The sequence below is a fragment of the Roseinatronobacter domitianus genome, from assembly GCF_023336755.1.
In the GTDB taxonomy this organism is placed as follows: domain Bacteria; phylum Pseudomonadota; class Alphaproteobacteria; order Rhodobacterales; family Rhodobacteraceae; genus Roseinatronobacter; species Roseinatronobacter domitianus.
In genome coordinates, this window is the sequence record NZ_JALZWP010000020.1 from 21,813 (window position 1) to 40,397 (window position 18,585).

Sequence of the window (18,585 nt, forward strand, 5' to 3'; positions counted from 1 at the left end):
CTCACAGAACCGCTAGAGGGAATGGGAATGGGATGATCGCGCCATAGCCGTAGATCAGAGCCACAGTGAAGATCGCGCTGAACGCAAGATTGGCGATCCAGTTGCGTTCACCGCAGATATACAGGCCAAGAACAAGGAAGGCGAAGACCGACACATCGAAGCCGATACGTTCCATCAGGAATGCAAGCGCGACAAAGGCTGCGGTAAGAATACCGATCTTCGCCAATTCAAGCGGGGTTTCCTTCGCCGGTGGCGTGTCCTGATTGTTGGCGGCAAGCGTATTGTCGTTTGGCTGTTCGCGAACGAAGCATTGCGGCACCAGCACCAACACAAGGATCAGCGCCAATATGGCTACGGGTTGCACCAGCAAAAGGTTGCTCACGCGCATGGACGTGGCGCGCGCATCCAGCAGATAGGCCAATATCCAACCAGCGATGATCGCCAGCAACACCAGATGACCCCATTGTATTTTAAGTTTTCCGGTTTTCGTCATGCGGCGCCCTCTCTTGGACATAGAAGAAATGCCACCCCACGATACGGGGGTGGCATTGAGTTTTGTGTGAATCAGGAGCCTTGCAGAATGCTCAGATGCTGTTCCATGACAGCAGCAGTCGCCAACAAGGACCGGTTCGATACTTCCGGCCCGAACCAGTCGGTTGCAAGTTGCGCACTGGAAAGCGCCTCAATAACCTCTGGTGCCTTGCTTGTCTCTTCAACCGCAGACAGGATCGTCTGGTAAATTTCGGGCGACCCCTCAACCAGTGACGCATGAACGCCCCAGCCGCGCTGCGAGCCAAGCACGAAATCTGCCCCAGGTGCCACTTCGGTTACGATCGCGCTGCCCCAGTTGTCGCGCGGCGCATCGTCAAAGATCAGCAGTGGAACGATCTTATCTGCCAGTGGCAAGAAGCCCTGACCGCCGACAAGCGCAATATCCACCACATTGCCAGCCACTGCGTTGCGTGCAGGGCCGCCACCATCATAGGTCACAAGGCGCAACTCATCGCGCGAAATGCCGACCGTATCGGCCAGAAGCATAAGGTTGACCAGATCAGCCGATGCAGGCTGGATACCAATTGTCAGCGACCGAGGGTCTGCTTTCAGTTGGTTGATGACGTCTTCGATCGATGTGATGCCCGATTCTGTGCTGGTCGCCATCATGGTGTAATCACGCGACGGCAGGTTCATCATGTGGAAATCTGTCACCGCAAACGGAGCATTCTGCGTCAGCACGTTCAGGGGCAGAAACGGTGCAGCCGAGGTGCAAAGCAGCGTGTAACCATCATCTGGCTGCTGAAGGAAATAGGAATGCCCCAACAGCGCACCAGCGCCACCACGGTTGATGATGTTCAGCGGCTGGCCAAGGCGTTGCGACAGAAACGGTGCAAAGGCGCGGGCCAGACGGTCATTATAGCCGCCCGTGTCAAAAGGAACGACAACATTGATCGGACGCGACGGGTAGCTGTCTTGTGCAAATAGGATGGACGGTGACGCCACCGATGCAGCTGCAAGGGTGCCCCCTGTCAGCTTCAGCAAGCTCCGCCGGTTATACTTGATAGTCATGGTTCTTTCCTCCTCCAGATTATCTTGCATGGCCTGTTGGTGAGTTTCCCTGGACCTTTTTTCACAGTTCGCGCCCGGATCGGCCAATGCACAGGACGATATAGGCTGCTTAACGATTGTCAACAAAATAGATTTGAATCATATTTTCTTAACGATATTCCCGATGACTCTGCAAGCCATCCAAACCCAGACAGGATGGCCGCAGCTTGGCCATAACGACAATAATACGCGCTAAATAGCTATTTTTTGAACATTCTTGTTATATCCACACTATCAGTCGACAGCACTCCCCAACTTTTCTTGCACATAGCCATCACGCATATTGTTGACAATCATGCGCTGTGTTGGTCATGTTGTCGGCAACAGTGAACAGGCGCACGCCTGTTCGCGCCACTCAGCGATTTTACAGGAGGAATGCCATGAACAAGACCGTCACGGAAAACCGGGGTGCCGCCGGAGCAAGCTATGATTCGGGCCTGACAGAGGAAGTCGCGCAGTTCGTGCATGACACAAACCTGTCCGACCTTGGCGATGTGGTGGTCGAAAACGGCAAGAAATCCATCCTTGACGGGATCGGGCTTGCGCTGTCTGGCTCGGTCGCCGCATCCGGAGAGATGTGCCGTCGCCAGATGGCAGATATTGGCGCGCCGTCCGGCAGCGCGACGGTCATCGGGTCTGACATGAAAGTGCCGCCCCGCTTTGCCGCTTTCTGCAATGGCGTCGGCATTCATGCGGATGACTTTGACGACACCCAGCTGGCTGTTGCCAAGGACCGGGTCTATGGCCTGCTGACGCACCCGACCGCCCCCGCTCTGCCCGCCGCGCTGGCCCTGAGCGAAGATCGTGGCGCCACCGGCGCAGAGATGATGCTGGCCTATCACATTGGTGTCGAGGTCGAGTGCAAAATCGCTGAAGCGATAAATCCGCGCCACTACCAGCACGGGTTTCATGCCACCGCAACCTGTGGCACCTTCGCCGCTGCGGCAGCCGCAGGGCGGCTGATGGGTCAGGATATAGAGACACTTCAGCGTGCGCTGTCGATCGCCGGCAGCCAATCCGCCGGGCTACGCGAGAATTTCGGCACCATGACCAAACCGTTCCACGCGGGCCGGTCTTCGGAAAGCGGCGTTGTTGCGGCGCAGTTTGCGGCATATGGCTGGACCGCAGCGGGCAACATTCTTGAAGCGCCGCGCGGATTTTTCCAAGCGGCAGGCGGCGGGTATGACACCGACGCGATTCATGGCAAGCTTGGCAAGCCCTGGACCTTCGCTGACCCTGGCGTGTCCATAAAGCCGCATCCATCCGGGTCGCTCACCCATCCCGGCATGACCGAAATGCTGCGACTGATCCAGGAACATGGCATCACATCGGCCGATGTTGTGCGCGTCCGGGTTGGCACCAATTCCAACATGCCAAACGCCCTGATCCATCATAATCCGCGCAACGAATTGCAGGCCAAGTTCTCGATGGAGTTCTGCATGGCCATTCTGCTTCTGGAAGGGCGCGCGGGCCTGCCTGAATTCACCGACGAAACGGTGATGCGACCCGATGTGAAAGAAATGATGGCCAAGGTTGATTTTGTGGTGGACGACCGCGCCGAAGCGGCAGGCTATCACCTGATGACAACCTACCTTGATATCGAACTGAAGGATGGCCGCACAGTTAGTGGCATGGCCGATTTCGGCAAGGGCAGCCCTGCGAACCCCATGACCTATGCAGAGGTTGCGGACAAGTTTCATGGCTGTGCCGAATTTGCCAAATGGGACAAGGTCAAAGCTGACGAGATTGTTGCGATGGTGGCCGAACTCGACCGCTTGCCCAACATCGCGGGGCTGATGGCCCTGACCCGGCGCTAAGTCTGGCATCGAAGGTGGTTCGCCCTATCCCCGACATAAGCGCGCGGCAGCGACCGTCTTGGGTCTGGTTGGCCCCAAGCTACGCTTTCGCGGCGCTGGTCGGGTATGGTGCCACCTTTCTGGGGGTGCCGCTACCCTGGATGATCGGGCCGTTCGTGGTCTTTGCGCTGTTATCTGTGGGCGGGGTTTCGGCCCCGCTTGTGCCGCATGGTCGCGAACTGGCGCAGGTCTCTATCGGGCTGGTGATAGGGCTTCGCTTCACGGCACCGGTCATCGCTGCGACCTTTGCGCTACTGCCCCAAATGATCGGCGCGGCGATCTACCTTCTGGTTGCCACAACGCTTGCGGCGCTTCTGTTCCGAAAACTGGCGGGTGTTGATCCTGTGACCGCGTTCTTTGCCACTGCCGCAGGCGGCGTGGCGGATATGGCGCATGTCGCCCAGAGCTATGGTGGCGCGCCCACATCTGTTGCGGTGGTGCATGCGCTGCGCGTTTCGCTGGTTGTCGCCATCGCGCCACTGGTCGCACTTGGGGTAGCCGAAAGGCCCGACCACATCGCGGTCGTGCAAGACGTTAACCTGCTCGCGCTGATGGGTGGGTTTGTTTTTGCCTATCTTGTGGCGCGGGCGCTCAAGCCAACGGCGTTGCCCAACCCTTGGTTCATTGGGCCAATTCTGGGTGGCGCTTTGCTGGCCGTTGCCGGATTGGACATGATTGTGGTGCCCTTCTGGCTAATTGCAGCGGCGCAAGTGGTGCTGGGGGTCTGGCTGGGCTGCCAGTTCAAACGCGAGCTTCTTTCGGCGCTGCCGCGTGTCACCGCCTCTGGTGTCGCAACGGGGCTGTTCTTGATCGGAGCCGCGCTGTTGGGGGCGGCAATGCTCAGTTCTGTGTCGGAGCTGAGTTTCTTGACCGCCTTTCTGTCTTTGGTACCGGCATCGGTGGCAGAGATGGTCCTGATTGCCAAATTTATGAATCTCGACGCCGAGATCATCGCAACCTTTCACGTGATGCGGATTCTGGTCGTGTCCACCACACTCCTGTGGGTCTACCGCATCTACCTCAAACTAGGGAGATTCTCCAATGAACCTTGAATACGAAAACCGCCGCGTTCTGATCGTCGGAGGCAGCTACGGCATTGGGCTGGCCTCTGCCAAACTGGCCGCAGCAGAGGGCGCGCGCGTGGCGATTGTCTCTCGCTCTGCGGAGAATATCGAAAAGGCCGCGGCCCAGATTGAAGCTGAAACCGGCCACGCGCCCCTGACGATTGTGGCCGATGTAACCGAAGAAAACGCGGCACAAACGATTGCCGATGCGGTCTTGCAGGCTTGGGGCGGGCTGGATGTGCTGGTCACTGCGGTAGGTGGCAGCATACGATCGGGCTTTGCCGACCTGACGGATGAACAGTGGTTGGGCAACTACACGTTCAACGTGCTGTCCACCGTGCGCACCATCCGCGCCTTTCTGCCCATGTTGGGCGAAGGGTCAGCCCCTGCCATCGTGATGCTTGGTGCCGCCGCATCCAAGATGCCGTATGCGCATCAGGTTGTGTCGAACGTGCACAAGGCAGGGCTGCTGGGTCTGAACAAGACACTGGCCGCAGAGCTTGCGGCGGACGGAATTCGCGTGAACCTTGTTGCACCGGGCCGGACTCTGACACCGCTTTGGACAAACCGTGCCGACAAGCTGGCCACCGACGAAGGCCGCACCCGCGACGAAGTGTTGTCGGACTTTTCCAAAGACATTCCGCTGGGCCGTTTCGGCGAAGCGGTTGAAATCGCCCGCATGGTGATCTGGCTTGCCAGCCCCTGCGCCAGCTACGTCACAGGCCAGGCCGTGAACGTGGATGGCGGAATCGCCCGCGGGCTGCTCTGAAACAAGGAATTAAAACAATGAGTGAACATCACGCTACGCCATCCGGCACCCCCGATGTGACCAACCAGCTTGCCGAATGGATTGTCGGTCTGAACGGCGCGGATATTCCTGCAGAGGTCCGGCAAGAGGGCTTGCGCACCTTTGTCAACTGGGTTGGCTGTGCCGTTGGCGGCGCCCGCCATGAAACCGTAGACTGCGCCCTGCGCGCGCTGATGCCGTTCAGCGGCGGCAAGACCGCCACCATCCTTGGCCGGCCAGAGCGGATAGACACGCTGCACGCGGCGCTGATTAATGGCATTACCAGCCATGTGCTGGACTATGACGACACCCATCTGAAAACTATCATCCACCCTGCCGGGCCAGTGGCCTCGGCGTTGCTGGCGCTGGCAGAAGCGCGCCCGGTTTCCGGCGAGGATTTCTTGACCGCCCTTATCATCGGGGTAGAGGTCGAATGCCGGATCGGCAATTCCGTTTATCCGCACCATTATGATCGCGGCTGGCATATAACGGGAACCGCAGGCGTTTTCGGGGCAGCGGCCGCCGTGGGCAAGATGATTGGCCTGAATGTGCAACAGATGCGTTGGGCGTTGGGTCTTGCGGCGTCTCAATCGGCTGGCCTGCGCGAAATGTTCGGCACCATGACCAAGAGCTTTCATCCCGGTCGTTCTGCCCAGAATGGTCTGACCGCCGCTTTGTTGGCAGAGGCCGGTTTCGACAGTTCCGAACGCGCGCTGGAAGCGCCACGCGGCTTTGCCACCGTCATGTCCGACAAGCAGGATTGGAGCGAAATCCTGGACGGTCTGGGCACGCATTGGGAAGCGGCGCTGAACAGCTACAAACCCTTTGCCTGCGGGATTGTCATCCATCCCACAATTGACGGCTGCCAGCAGGTGCGCGCAGAGATCGGCGATCGTGTCACCGAGATTGAGAAGGTCCATCTGACAACACACCCGCTGGTTCTGGAGCTGACCGGCAAGCGCACGCCCTCGACCGGGCTGGAAGGCAAGTTCAGCGTGTTCCACTCGGCGGCCTGCGCTTTGCTGCGGGGCGACGGGGCACCAACAGCGTTCACGGACGAAATTGTCAACCTGCCCGAAATCACGAACCTGCGTGACCGGATTGACGCAACAGCGGACCCCGATTGCCACGAAGCCTCTGTTACCATTGATATAACTTTCCGCGACGGCAGCACTCTGCGCAAACATGTCGAACGTGCAATCGGCAGCCGTGATGTGCCACTGTCAAACGAGCAGCTGAACACGAAGTTCCTGGATCAGGCATCGCTTGTGATTGGGCAAGCATCGGCACAAGCATTGCTGGACCTGTCATGGACAACGGCCAAGCTGGATGATGTGGCAGATGTCACGCGCCTGTCGGCAGCAGGGCAAGACGCTGCAAAATGAGCACAAGAACCCTGAAAATTGGCGTTCTGAACGGGGACGATATCGGTCACGAAATCGTCCCCGCTTCGGTGCGCATTGCGAAGGCCGCAGCACGCGCGGCGGGGCAGCCCATAGACTGGGTGGACCTTCCCATCGGGCGCACAGCACTTGACACCCACGGCAGCACAATGCCGTCAGGAACACTGGAAACCCTGTCACAACTCGACGGCTGGATACTTGGACCAATCGGGCATCGCGATTATCCCAATGTGCCGGAAGCGATCAATCCCCATCCCATCTTGCGCAAACATTTTGACCTGTTCGCCAATGTGCGCCCAACCCGGTCGTATCAGGGGATAGGCTGCATATATGACGACATCGACCTTGTCATTGTGCGCGAGAACAATGAGGGCTTTCAGCCTGACCGCAACGTGTTCATGGGGTCGGGCGAATTTCGGCCAAACCCCGACCTGTCCATCTCTGTCCGGGTGATCTCTCGCGAGGGGTCACAAAAGGTGGTGCGTGCGGCGCTGGAATTGGCGCGCGCACGCAGCAAGCGTCTGACACTGGTGCACAAAAACACGGTGTTCAAACTGGGCTGCGGCATGTTTGTCGAAGCGGCCTACCAGGTGGCGGCAGAGTATCCCGATGTCACGGTTGACGAGGTGATTGTCGATACCATGGCGATGCGGCTGGTGCGCGATCCGCAAAGTTTTGATGTGATCGTGACCACCAACATGTTCGGTGACATCCTGACGGATGAAGCCGCCGGGTTGGTCGGTGGGCTTGGAATGGCACCGGGCCTGTGCATTGGGCGCGGGTCCGTTGCGATGGCGCAAGCCACGCATGGTTCAGCGCCCGACATTGCCGGAAAGGGCATCGCGAACCCATATGCCATGATTGAATCCACGCGGATGCTGTTTGACTGGCTGGGACGCCAGCGCAACGCACCAGAAGCGGTAGACATGGCACAACGGATGCGCAACGCGACCGATCATGCGCTGGGCAATGCCGCCACGCGCACACCCGACATTCGCGGCCACGCAACACAAGACGGCATGGTACAATCCATTCTGGAGGCATTGGAATAGGCTCGGCACGATGCCATTGCACCCTTGCGGGGTGCCAGCGCACGCGGCAAGGGTGCAAGGCGGCTCTGGGCCTTGACACTGGATTTTTTACAAGTGCTTGTGGTAACTTTAGATGCGCTGTGAATATCTGGAGGGAATGTTGGACGTAGACCGAGACATGACCAACAGTGACGATGTGGGTTTGGAACGAAGCAGCGCGCAGTTTTCACTGTCGGTTCTGCTACAGCGCAAGCTAGAGAAGCTGATCCTAGATGGCGAACTAAAGCCCGGCGACAAGCTGAACGAACTGGAATTGTCCAAGCGTTTCGGCACCAGCCGCGGACCGATCCGCGAAGCAATGCAGAACCTGTGCGCCAGAGGTCTGGCAGAGGCCGTGCGCAATCGCGGTGTGTTCGTCCGCACCATAACACCCGTCGAAGCCTTTGAGCTTTATGACGTGCGTGCCGCGCTTTTCGGGCTTGCCGGACGCTTGCTGACAGACCGTATCGACGACGCCATCCTCAAGAAGCTATATGACTATGTCGAAGATATGGACAGGCTTGCGCAGGCGCAGCAATATTCTGATTATTATCGCACCAATCTGGAATTCCACGATTATCTGGTGCGGTCAGCGGGCAACAAGATGCTTGTGCGGGAATACCATAGCTTTGTGGACAGGCTGCATCTGTGCCGCATGCGCGGTCTGGTCAATTCCGGTGCGCTGACAATTTCGAACCGCGAGCATGCAGAGATGATTGACGCGGCTGCGTCAGGCAACAACCAACGCGCGCAGGAAACCTTCTTTCGCCACGTCGCAAGGGCGAAACTGCGGTTTCGGTCTTCCCTTGAAGAAGCGGGTCTGACCTGAACCTGGCTTGCAACCAGCGCCCCAGCGGCGCTGGACCACAGGCAAAACTCAGACTGACTGCCGCGTGCCCATCGCAACGCACGCACCGGTTCTGGCGGTCATGGCGTTGCCGGTGGTGACGGGTGACGCAAGCATCATTTGACGCGCGCGCGCCACGCGTTCGTACGACAAGCTGTTGGCGCCATTGGTCAGGCGCGCAGCATTTATCACGTCATCAAGCCGGTCGGCAAATTGTGTCAGGACGCTAATCAAGGACATGCTATTCTCCGCTATATGCCCCTCTCATGCGGAAAAACGCAAAATGCTGCAAGTGCGAATTGAACATACCGCAGTTGCAAAATCGTCATGGCACGCCTTCAGGTTCAAGGCCGCGATATGGGGTGCACTGTTCCCGGCAAGAAAATCGCCTGCATCGACGCGACTGGGTCGATCGCGCCGACCCTGGGCGCGATTATCAATGGCGCCTTGCTATCTGTCGCGGCATTGTGTAGAGGGAACGGGCATAGCTTCTTCATTCGATATTCTGTCTCCTTACGGCTTCAGGTGCGACCCTGACGACACTGAGCCGAGCCACCGCAATGATGCGGGTGGAATTTTCTGAGGAGACAACACGATGGCTAATGGCACCGTGAAATGGTTTAACGCAACAAAAGGCTTCGGCTTTATCGCTCCTGAGCAGGGCTCCAAGGACGTATTCGTCCATGTGAGCGCGCTGGAACGCGCCGGCATCCGCCAGTTGGATGATGGCCAGGCCGTGACGTTCGACATGGAAAGCGACCGCAATGGCCGCGAATCCGCAACGAACCTCGCACTTGCCTGACCTTTTGGGTCAACGCTAACCGCGAAAAAAGCAGGGGTGACGAAAGTCGCCCCTGCTTTTTTAATTCGGCCTGACTGCGGCGCGCTTCAGTCAACAGCGTTTTGCGATTTACATCGCCAAATCTGAAATCCGCTATCTACCTGAAAATGATAGCGCATCACGACAGACGCCCGGAGCACCGCGATACAGCGGTGACGATCTCCGCCAGCCGGTTCTTTACGTCTTGAACACACGGTAAATGGCCGGGATCACCAGAACTGTCAGCATGGTTGACGTGAGCAAGCCGAATAACAACGACAAAGCCAGCCCCTGAAAGATCGGATCGGCAAGGATGACCGTGGCCCCGAACATCGCGGCCAGCGCCGTAAGAAGGATTGGCTTGAACCGGATCGCTCCGGCCTCGAGTAGAATGTCCACCGGGTCTTTATCCGCAGGGTCGGTATGACGGATGAAATCCACCAGCAGAATTGAGTTGCGCACGATAATCCCCGCCAATGCGATGAACCCGATCATCGAGGTGGCCGAAAACGGCGCGCCCCACAGCCAATGGCCAAACATGATCCCCAGAAAGGTCAGCGGAACAGGTGTCAGCACCACCAACGGCACGCGGAACGACCCGAACTGCGCCACAACCAGCACATAGATCCCCAGCAGCGCCACGCCGAAGGCCGCGCCCATGTCGCGGAAAGTCACCCATGTGACCTGCCATTCGCCTTCCCACAGAATCGTGGGACGGCTGTCGTCAATGGGTTGCCCGTTCAGCAAGATCAAGGGTTTCTCACCCTCGGCCCAGTCCATCTCATCCAGGGCTTTCCCCACTTCGACAATGCCATACAAAGGCGCCTCGAAACGACCGGCCAGTTCGGCCATCACCATTTCAGCCGGGCGGCCATTGCGGCGGAACACGGGATAGGACATCACCTCTTCTTCGATCCGCACCACATCGCCCAACTCGACCACCCCGCGCGCGCCCGGCAGGACGTTGGCGGGGATCGGCGTGGAGAGAAAGCGCTCATCCATCACCCGGTCGGACAGGGCGCGTGCCACGGTGATCGGGATCGGGCGGCGGCCGTCTTCACGGTGAGAATAGCCCACCACGGTTTCGCCGTTCAGGATGCCGATCGTGTCGAACACATCGCTTTCCTGCACCGCGAAGAACTCCAGATCGTCGGGCGAGATCAGCGCCCGCAAGCGGCGCGGCGGGGTGCCGAAACTGTCATCCACATCGACGATGAAATCAACACTCTCGAAGGCTTGCCGCAGTTTGCGGGCCGTGTCGCGGCGGGCCTCTGGCGTGGGGCCGTACACCTCTGCAAGCAGCGTGGCCATGACGGGCGGTCCGGGTGGCGGCTCTACCGTTTTCAGGCTGGCACCCTGAGGCAGATCCAGCGCCTGCAAACGGCCGCGCAGGTCCAGCGCGATGTCATGACTGGCGCGGTCGCCATCCTTGGACAGGTTGATCTGCACATCGCCCATATGCGGATCAGCGCGCAGGAAATAGTGGCGCACCAGCCCGTTGAAGTTGAAGGGGGCTGCGGTGCCTGCATAGGTCTGCACGCTCAGCACTTCGGGCAGGTCCATTGCGATACGCGCCACCGATTGCACCACGCCATCCGTGGTTTCCACCGCCGTGCCTTCGGGCATGTCAATGACCACAGCCAATTCCTGCTTGTTGTCGAAGGGCAGCAGTTTGACCGTCACATGCTGCGTGTAAAGCAACCCGAGCGAGCCAAAAGACAGCAGCGCCGTTATCAGCAGAAAGCTCATGCTGCGGGTCTTGGTAGCCAGAATGGGGGTCGCTACACGTGTGAAGGTCCGGCCCAGAAAGCCGCCATCGCTTGCATCATGGCCATGCATCGGTGCATTGCCCGCGATCTTGACCATCAGCCACGGCGTGACCATGACCGCGATAAAAAATGAGATAATCATCGCCGCAGAGGCCACAGCCGGTATCGGGCTCATATATGGCCCCATCAGGCCAGAGACGAACAACATCGGCATAAGCGCTGCAACCACCGTAAGCGTCGCCACGATGGTGGGGTTGCCGACCTCGGCCACGGCATCGATGGCGCGTGTCACGCGGTCGCGCCCATCTTTCATACCCCAATGGCGCGCGATATTCTCAATCACCACGATGGCATCATCAACAAGGATACCGATAGAGAAGATCAATGCAAAAAGCGACACACGGTTAAGCGTGTACCCCATGATCCATGCAGCAAACAGCGTCAGCAGGATCGTGACCGGAATGACCACAGCGACAACGATGCTTTCGCGCCAGCCAATCGCCACCAGCGTCAACAAGATGATCGAGAGCGTCGCCAGAAACAATTTGACCAGCAGCGTATCGGCCTTTTTCTGCGCGGTTTCGCCGTAGTTGCGGGTGATCTCGACCGCCACACTATCGGGGATCAAGGTCTGTTGCAGCGCGGCGGTGCGATCCAGAATATTGTCAGCCACAACAACCGCGTTCGAGCCCGCCCGCTTGGCAAAGGCCAGCGTCACGGCAGGGCTGCGCGTCACGGTGCCATCTGCGGCACGGTCGATATGCGCCACGATCCGATCAGACATGTCCGGCACGAATTCTATTGTCGTCACATCGCCCACATAGACCGGGCGATTGTCGCGTGTGGTCAACAGCAGACCTGCAATTTCGGCAGGGGCTGTCAGGCTTTGACCTGCCACAAGCCCGATCTGTTGGCCGCCGTCACGCAGCCTGCCCGCAGCCATGGTGCGGTTGGCCGATTGCACCTTGCCCGCCAGTTGCTGCAACGTAACGCCATAAAGGGCCATGCGTTCGGGGTCAGGCGCGATGCGGATCGCCTCTGACGCTTCGCCAACGATATAGCTCAGACCGACATCTGAAACCTTGGACAGATCGGCGCGCATTTCGCGCGCCAGACGCGTCAGAGCATTGGCGCTGACCTCGGCGCCATCCTGCCCCGTCAGGGTTAAAGTAACGATGGCCACATCATCAATCCCACGCCCGATAATCAGCGGTTCGGGAATGCCAACCGGAATCCGGTCCATATTCGCGCGGATTTTTTCATGCACCCTTAGAATGGCGGCATCGGATGAGGTGCCAACCTTGAACCGGGCGGTGATGACCGCGCTGTCATCCATTGTCTGAGAGTAGACATGTTCGACATCGTCGATGGCCTGAAGGATGGTTTCCATCGGTTCAGAGACCAGCCTCGCGGCATCCTCGGCCTTCAAACCGGGCGCCTGCATCAGGATATTCACCATCGGAACCGAAATTTGCGGCTCTTCTTCACGCGGGACGACCATCAGCGCGATCAGCCCCATTGCAAGGGCGGCCAGCATGATAAGCGGGGTGAGGGGCGAGCGGATGAACCCTTTGGTCAGGTTGCCGGCAATGCCCAGCGATTGTTGCTCGCTGCTCATTTCAAGACCACCGTGTCACCAGCGGACAGACCAGACAAAACCTCGCGCATCACCGTGCCGTCCAATTCGTGCAGTTGCCCCAGCATCACAACCCGCTCGACCTGTTGCGGGGCATCTACCGTCACAAAGTCCAGCCCGGCGCGCGTGGTGATGGCGCCTTGCGGCACCAAAAGCGCGCTGCGGCTGCCCACGGCCAGCCGGACCAAAACGCGGGCGGCGACAAACGCATCGCTCAGCCCGTCAACCGATACATCTGCACTGACACGGCCATCATCAATCTGCGGGTAGATGCGGGCAATGCGGCCTGTCGCACTGTCACCTGCACCGTCAATCGCGATCTCGTCCCCCTCGGACAAAGCGCGGGCATGGCGTTCGGGAATGGCAAGGCGCAGAAAGAACCCGCCACCTCCCAGCGTTGCCACGGCCTCGCCCGGCATCACCACGGCTCCGGCAGCCGCGGGGACGGTCAGCACCAAGCCCGCGATCGGGGCCAGCACCTCGCCCTCGCTGGCCTGTTGCTCGACGACCGAACGCTCGGCGCGATTGGCCTCTATCTGCCCGCGAAGCACATCCACTTGCGTTCGAAGCGCGTCCAGACGCTGCGCGGTGGTCACGCCGCGTTCCAGCAACGCCTCGGCGCGTTCCAACTCGCTTTGCGCATTGGTCAGTTGCGATTGCAGCGATTGCTCTTGTGCATCAATGGAGCGCAGGCGCAGTTCCAGCTTTTCATCGACCACACGGGCCAGAACCTGACCAGCCTCCACCCTGTCACCTTCAGCCACATCCAGCGTGACCAAAGTTCCCCCCAAGCGCGCGCGGGCGGGCAGACGTGTCTGTGGTTCAATCTGGCCATAAACCGCTTTCCAGTCGGTCACAGGCTGCAATGAAAGGGTCAGGGTATCGGCGAAAGCGACCGGTGCCGCGGCCAAAAACCCGATCAGGGCTACCAGTTGCATTCTCATGTGCGCCTCCATCCAAAATCGCGGTCCTATCCCGCGCAGCATCACATTCTAAATAAGGAATATATTAGAATAAGACAATGGACACCAATCATGAGACTTGAATTTCACCACCCTATCCGTTCGGAAGCTAGCGTCAAAGGCCTGTGTTTTTTGGGTCGCCGGCGCGCTTGCGGCGCCATCCCGTCGCATTGGTAGCGTGCCGCTCAGCATGGGCAAATGCCATCCTCAAACCAGTCAATATGCGCCCATCGCCCGCTTGGCAGGTTAATGATTGTAGGCTCGGGCATGTCAGTGATGCGCCAATACGCTGCGCGCTGCTTCGCGCCCCGACAACACGGCCCCATGCGCAGTCCCGAAATATTCTGACGATGCGGCTTCACCCGCGAACCAAACTTGTCCGTCCCAGTCTGCCCCCTCAAGCGCGTGGCGGGTTCTGGGGCTGGTGCCGACAGCGTTGAAACTGTAACTGCCTAGCGCATACCGATCCTGTCCCCAGCGGGTTACCTGTGCGGCGGTCGGGGCGGGGAAACGCGCGCCGAACATGGCGCGCAGCGCCTCAAGCGCGGCGGCGATTGTCGCGCGGTCGTTTAGCATTTCGACGTCTTCTGCTGCATCAGCGGCATTGAGTCCCAGCAGAACTGGCGCGCCAAGGGGGCGCGCAAGCGACACCCATTCCGCCCAATATCCGGCGCGCGGCCCAAGCCAGCCAATCCAATCGACATCATCTGGCCAGTGCACATGTTCAAATCTTAACAAGCACTTGTTCAGAAGACCCATGCGCAGCCCGTCGATTGCCGCCGTCCGTTCGCGCGCAAGGGGCTGTGCAAACCGCACCCGCCCCGATCGCAGCACGCCAAGTGGCAAGGTGCAGATCACCTTGCTGGCGGAGATCCGACTGCCATCGGCAAGGCGCACCGACCCCGCCGCAATCTGGGTCACTTCAGTAGACATACGAATATCCAGCCCGCGTGCAAGATGGGCCGTGACCTGGTCAAACCCATCTGGAAACAGCATATCAGACCCAGCGAATTTCTGTGTCTCTTGCCCATACCATGCGGACAGAAGGCTCACAGGACTGCCATATTCCTGTTCCAGCGTGCTGTTCACCAGATACGACACCAGACGCCGTATGTCGGGTGACGCGGCATGCCAATCGGCTGACGCCTCCAGCGCTGCTATAACCGACACATCACGCTCCAGCGCCTCGGTGGCTGCAAGCGCGCGTGCCAAAATGCGCTCGGCCGGGCGCAGGTCAGGGTCTAGAGCGTCCCCGTATGGCCCAAGCAGCATTGCGGCATCGTAGCTTGTGGGCGCAAGCTGCGCCCCAGCGTCATGCGCCAGAGCTGTTACTGGGTTGCCGCGTTGACCATGGATCCAGCTGGCGCCCAGATCCATAGGCACATCGGGCCACAGGCGGGATGTGTGAATTCGCCCGCCGATCCGCGCGCGGGCTTCAAGGATGGTCACGTCATGTCCGGCATCGTGCAAGATGCGCGCCGCCGATAGCCCGGCCAAGCCCGCTCCGATAATCAGGATGCGCTGCTGCGGCTGTGCATCAACAGGTTTTCCGCTCACTGCGAATAGTCCTGTGGCGCAAAGACCGGCAAGCACCTGCCTTCTAACCTGAAATTTGCTCACAACTGAATTCCCCCACAGTCACTTTTGCAGTGTAGCCGAAAGTTAACCTACCAACCAATAACGCCGCAGGCCTGTGTTGCTGCGCCAAGATTGGCATTCTGCAAAAATACGATGCAGTGTGGCGGCGCAAACTTTGTTTGATCATCCCATCAGATTGGCCCAAACTGAAAAAGCCCGATTTCCCAGCCATTCGAGGCGGTGCTTGGCAGCCAATCAAGCATCAGCCCTTGAGAAGGCGTTGATGGGTCAGGTGAATTGAGCCGGAAATAAAGTATAAACACTATCTGTCGCATGCGACAAACGATGCATCATGAGGCCTTTTCACTTGCGGCAATCGCTTTGATGGGAGTGGCTGCGCTGGCCGCGTTTTTGCCCGCTACTCTGCGTATTGCAATCGTGCCAGCGGTCCTTCTGGAAATCCTGTTTGGCGCGCGGATCGGGCCGCAGGGCTTGAACCTTGCGGCACCCAGCGTGACGCATGACATGATAGCAGAACTGGGGCTGGCGGTTCTGTTCCTCATTGCCGGTTTCGCAATAAATCCACAAGAAGTGCGCGGCGCCCCCACTCGACTTGCGATCAAGGGGTAGTTGCCTCTCTCGGTCTTGCGGTTGTGCTTGCGTTTGCTGGCCATGCACCTGGGATATTGCCGGCCGCGGCTTTCGTCGCAATCGCGATTTCCACCACAGCAATCGGCGCGCTGATGCCCGTTCTCAAGGATCAAGGTTTGCTTGCGCCACCTTATGGCCCGTATGTTCTGGCCTCTGGAGCAGCAGGAGAGGCCTTTCCCCTTGTTGCCTTATCGCTTGTTCTGGCTGGGGTGTGGCGGGTTTTGGAGTGCAAAGCGTCGTGCTCGTTACCTTTGCGATTACTGCCTTGGGGGCCATTTTGCTGGCAGGGCGCATCCGACATTTGCGCTTGCCGCCCGTGCTCCGCGATACAATGGCAAGCGCCGGGCAGTTTCCGGTTCGGCTGGCGGTTTTCCTTGCTGTCAGCTTCGCCCTTGCAGGGCAACATCTTGGTCTTGATCTGGTGCTTGGGGCATTTGTGGCTGGAGCAGTCCTGCGCGCGCTTATGCCTGCGGATCTGCATCACGATCTGATGACGCGGCTTTCTGCTGTCGGATACGGCTTTTTGATCCCGATATTCTTCGTCACGTCCGGGATGAAGCTGGACATCGCCTCCATGGTGCACTCACCAATGGCGCTTGCGCTGGTGCCGGTCTTTGTCTTGATGATGTTGGGGGCGCGTTGGCTGCCGGTGTTGTGGCTTTACCGGAATATTCTGTCCATGCGCCAGAGGTTCGCGCTGGCCCTGCATTCGGGCACCCAACTGCCCTTGGTCGTAGAGATTGCTGCCATCGCGGTGGAGCGGGGAGAAATGCCAGACTGGTGCAGCGCGTCGCTTGTGTTGGCGGCGGTGATTACCCTCATGGTATTCCCTGCCCTTGCAAGTATCGTGATCCGGGACCGCGCAGCCGGACAATCTTGACACTTGCGGTTGCGTGTCGCCTTTCGCGTCTCGTCAGCAAGGTAAATACGGCCAAACGCCCGCATTTGCGCCGGGCTCTTCTGCTCAGCCACAGGGGAAAGCAGATTTCATCCCGCACACCCAATAGGTGTTTTCAATGACTCCAAGTCAGGCTGATAGGCCCGCTTCGGTTAAATTTCGTTGACTCGTCATAAAGCGCAGTCAATCAGTAAACATGACGATGATCGCTATAGACGGGACACCATTCAATAAGGAGTTTCCGAAATGACGTTCAAAACATCCTTCGCAGCCATCTTCTTCATGCCATTGGCCGGCTGCCAGATAGAAACGGGGGTCAAGGCTTCAATAGCGGCTCAGACTGGGATGAGGCACGCTACGGCAAACCCTTTTCGCACAGTGAGGGCATTGTCTGTCTGCCCAAGCCACGCCAGTGCTGTGCAGACGGTCGCCTGTCGCATCGCTGGACCCAACGCATTTATGGCTGGTCACGACCTGCGATCGACGCAGCGCGCGCTTTGAAATCTGGAGCTTACTCATGCCCCTCGCCCGAACGCTTGCCCCCGCAATCTGCATGGCCCTGATAACGACGGCGGCCACGGGCCAGACCGATACACCGGTCGAACTTGCCAGTGCCACACCAGAGGCCCGGATGAACATCGCCGTCACGGCGCATGTCTTTGACTATTTCGTCGAATATGAGGGCTTGATGTAGGCAGAGGATGTGTTTCTGCTCAGCCTGATTGCCAAGATGAAAGCCCTGTCCATGACCTGCGACGGCTTCAATCTTGATCCGGTGCGATACACTGCGGTAATGGGCGGCATCTTGGGCCCGCTTTACAGCATGTCCGCGAAAACCGAGCACCCCCAATCCAGCAACATACTCGTGACCATTGAGATGTCGGGCTATTCGATGTCCGCCGGGGGTAATATGGCCGTCGCTGCATGTAATCCGGACGGCTTTTGCGCGGCGGGCGACGTGCTGCGCGCGCAATTGACCAAAGACAACGCCGCACATCTGCTGATCTGGGCGGATTAATCCCCAGCGTGGCCCGCAATCGGGGCGGGCGGTTGTTGGAAAAGGTCGCGAGGGGGAACTGTCAATGCGAAACCTGCTCCTACCCATGCTCTTGCTGTTCTGGCCAACACCGTCTTCGTCGATCATCAACGGGTTGCCCGCTGACGTTTCCGATTTCCGCTCTTTCGTGTCCATTCGTGTCATCAGCCCCTTCCCCAGTCATGGCGGACAGGAACTCAACGGCTGTGGTGGTGCGCTGGTTGCCCCCGATTGGGTGCTGACCGCGTTGCACTGCAAACCCATGTTCAAGGGCATTTCCAAAGGTGAAGCGTCGGTATTTGGGGGCGTCAATATACAAAGCGACGGCAGCTTCGGGGCCAGACTGTGCGTTGTGGAGGTTCGCTTCGCGCCCGTTTTGCTTGGCACCGCGCGCCTTGATGCCATGCTTTTGAAACTAGGGGCCGACGCCACAGTGAATCGCCCCGGTTTCACCGGAGACCTATAGCTTCATTTCACGCGACCATATCGAGCACGTCGTGCTGTGCATAGAAGTTCTCTTCAGCCTCTGCTGGCGGGATGTTTCCGATGGGGCCAAGCAGGCGCCGGTTGTTGAACCAGTCGACCCAGCCGAGGGTAGCCATTTCC

Annotated in this window: 18 protein-coding genes and 1 pseudogene; 12 read left to right on the forward strand and 7 right to left on the reverse strand. The window is 58.9% G+C overall.

The annotated features are described in order from the left end of the window. Position 1 precedes the first annotated feature (1 nt). Together M3N55_RS14725 and M3N55_RS14730 are read right to left on the reverse strand one after the other, a co-directional pair. Complete coding sequence (locus M3N55_RS14725) at positions 2–493, reverse strand: tripartite tricarboxylate transporter TctB family protein (protein ID WP_249060466.1); 492 nt, start codon at positions 491–493, stop codon at positions 2–4. A 71-nt stretch (positions 494–564) separates the two neighbouring features. Further along, positions 565–1,563, reverse strand: a complete 999-nt coding sequence (locus tag M3N55_RS14730) for a Bug family tripartite tricarboxylate transporter substrate binding protein (protein WP_249060481.1) — start codon at positions 1,561–1,563, stop codon at positions 565–567. A gap of 419 nt (positions 1,564–1,982) precedes the next feature. Between M3N55_RS14730 and M3N55_RS14735 the strand changes: the two genes are divergently transcribed. The 6 genes from M3N55_RS14735 (at position 1,983) to M3N55_RS14760 (ending at position 8,611) form a co-directional block, all read left to right on the forward strand. Continuing rightward, the gene (locus tag M3N55_RS14735) at positions 1,983–3,419 is read left to right on the forward strand and encodes an MmgE/PrpD family protein (protein ID WP_249060485.1); all 1,437 of its coding nucleotides are present in this window, start codon (positions 1,983–1,985) and stop codon (positions 3,417–3,419) included. A gap of 14 nt (positions 3,420–3,433) precedes the next feature. Further along, positions 3,434–4,510, forward strand: coding sequence for an AbrB family transcriptional regulator (locus M3N55_RS14740; RefSeq protein WP_249060487.1), 1,077 nt, complete (start codon positions 3,434–3,436; stop codon positions 4,508–4,510). Further along, positions 4,500–5,291: an SDR family oxidoreductase gene (locus tag M3N55_RS14745; protein ID WP_249060490.1), complete on the forward strand. Its 792-nt coding sequence runs from the start codon at positions 4,500–4,502 to the stop codon at positions 5,289–5,291. Before M3N55_RS14740 ends, M3N55_RS14745 begins: the two co-directional genes overlap by 11 nt. A gap of 17 nt (positions 5,292–5,308) precedes the next feature. Then, a complete protein-coding gene (locus M3N55_RS14750; RefSeq protein WP_249060493.1) occupies positions 5,309–6,694 on the forward strand; it encodes an MmgE/PrpD family protein in 1,386 nt (461 codons plus the stop codon). Next, positions 6,691–7,764 (forward strand): isocitrate/isopropylmalate dehydrogenase family protein, encoded by a 1,074-nt coding sequence (locus M3N55_RS14755; protein WP_249060494.1) that lies wholly within the window; start codon positions 6,691–6,693, stop codon positions 7,762–7,764. The genes M3N55_RS14750 and M3N55_RS14755 overlap by 4 nt, the downstream gene beginning before the upstream one ends. A 157-nt stretch (positions 7,765–7,921) precedes the next feature. Continuing rightward, positions 7,922–8,611 carry an FCD domain-containing protein gene (locus tag M3N55_RS14760; protein WP_249060496.1) on the forward strand — a complete coding sequence of 230 codons (690 nt, stop codon included), beginning with the start codon at positions 7,922–7,924 and terminating at the stop codon, positions 8,609–8,611. A gap of 48 nt (positions 8,612–8,659) precedes the next feature. Here the strand turns inward: M3N55_RS14760 and M3N55_RS14765 are convergent, their stop codons facing one another. Then, complete coding sequence (locus tag M3N55_RS14765; RefSeq protein WP_249060499.1) at positions 8,660–8,869, reverse strand: hypothetical protein; 210 nt, start codon at positions 8,867–8,869, stop codon at positions 8,660–8,662. Positions 8,870–9,224: 355 nt separating this feature from the next. Between M3N55_RS14765 and M3N55_RS14770 the strand changes: the two genes are divergently transcribed. Then, the gene (locus tag M3N55_RS14770) at positions 9,225–9,431 is read left to right on the forward strand and encodes a cold-shock protein (protein ID WP_249060502.1); all 207 of its coding nucleotides are present in this window, start codon (positions 9,225–9,227) and stop codon (positions 9,429–9,431) included. Positions 9,432–9,647: 216 nt separating this feature from the next. Here the strand turns inward: M3N55_RS14770 and M3N55_RS14775 are convergent, their stop codons facing one another. The 3 genes from M3N55_RS14775 to M3N55_RS14785 all read right to left on the reverse strand — a co-directional run bounded on the left by M3N55_RS14775 (position 9,648) and on the right by M3N55_RS14785 (position 15,373). Continuing rightward, positions 9,648–12,836 (reverse strand): efflux RND transporter permease subunit, encoded by a 3,189-nt coding sequence (locus M3N55_RS14775; protein WP_249060505.1) that lies wholly within the window; start codon positions 12,834–12,836, stop codon positions 9,648–9,650. Continuing rightward, entirely contained in the window at positions 12,833–13,798 is a 966-nt protein-coding gene (locus M3N55_RS14780; protein ID WP_249060506.1) for an efflux RND transporter periplasmic adaptor subunit, read from the reverse strand. The genes M3N55_RS14775 and M3N55_RS14780 overlap by 4 nt, the downstream gene beginning before the upstream one ends. Positions 13,799–14,086: 288 nt before the next feature. Then, positions 14,087–15,373 carry a flavin monoamine oxidase family protein gene (locus M3N55_RS14785; protein ID WP_249060508.1) on the reverse strand — a complete coding sequence of 429 codons (1,287 nt, stop codon included), beginning with the start codon at positions 15,371–15,373 and terminating at the stop codon, positions 14,087–14,089. Between the two features lie 366 nt (positions 15,374–15,739). On the opposite strand from M3N55_RS14785, the gene M3N55_RS14790 reads away from it, so the two are divergent. From M3N55_RS14790 to M3N55_RS14810, 5 genes are all read left to right on the forward strand, one after another. Beyond that, positions 15,740–16,024: a cation:proton antiporter domain-containing protein gene (locus M3N55_RS14790; RefSeq protein WP_249060513.1), complete on the forward strand. Its 285-nt coding sequence runs from the start codon at positions 15,740–15,742 to the stop codon at positions 16,022–16,024. Positions 16,025–16,271: 247 nt separating this feature from the next. After that, positions 16,272–16,925, forward strand: coding sequence for a cation:proton antiporter (locus M3N55_RS14795; protein WP_346429279.1), 654 nt, complete (start codon positions 16,272–16,274; stop codon positions 16,923–16,925). Between the two features lie 535 nt (positions 16,926–17,460). Continuing rightward, entirely contained in the window at positions 17,461–17,637 is a 177-nt protein-coding gene (locus M3N55_RS14800; RefSeq protein WP_249060519.1) for a hypothetical protein, read from the forward strand. Between the two features lie 9 nt (positions 17,638–17,646). Beyond that, positions 17,647–17,961: a hypothetical protein gene (locus M3N55_RS14805; RefSeq protein ID WP_249060522.1), complete on the forward strand. Its 315-nt coding sequence runs from the start codon at positions 17,647–17,649 to the stop codon at positions 17,959–17,961. Between the two features lie 64 nt (positions 17,962–18,025). Beyond that, positions 18,026–18,445, forward strand: coding sequence for a trypsin-like serine protease (locus M3N55_RS14810; protein ID WP_249060525.1), 420 nt, complete (start codon positions 18,026–18,028; stop codon positions 18,443–18,445). Between the two features lie 7 nt (positions 18,446–18,452). On the opposite strand, the pseudogene M3N55_RS14815 reads toward M3N55_RS14810, so the two are convergent. After that, a pseudogene (locus tag M3N55_RS14815) lies at positions 18,453–18,585 on the reverse strand (IS3 family transposase); the annotation flags it as partial.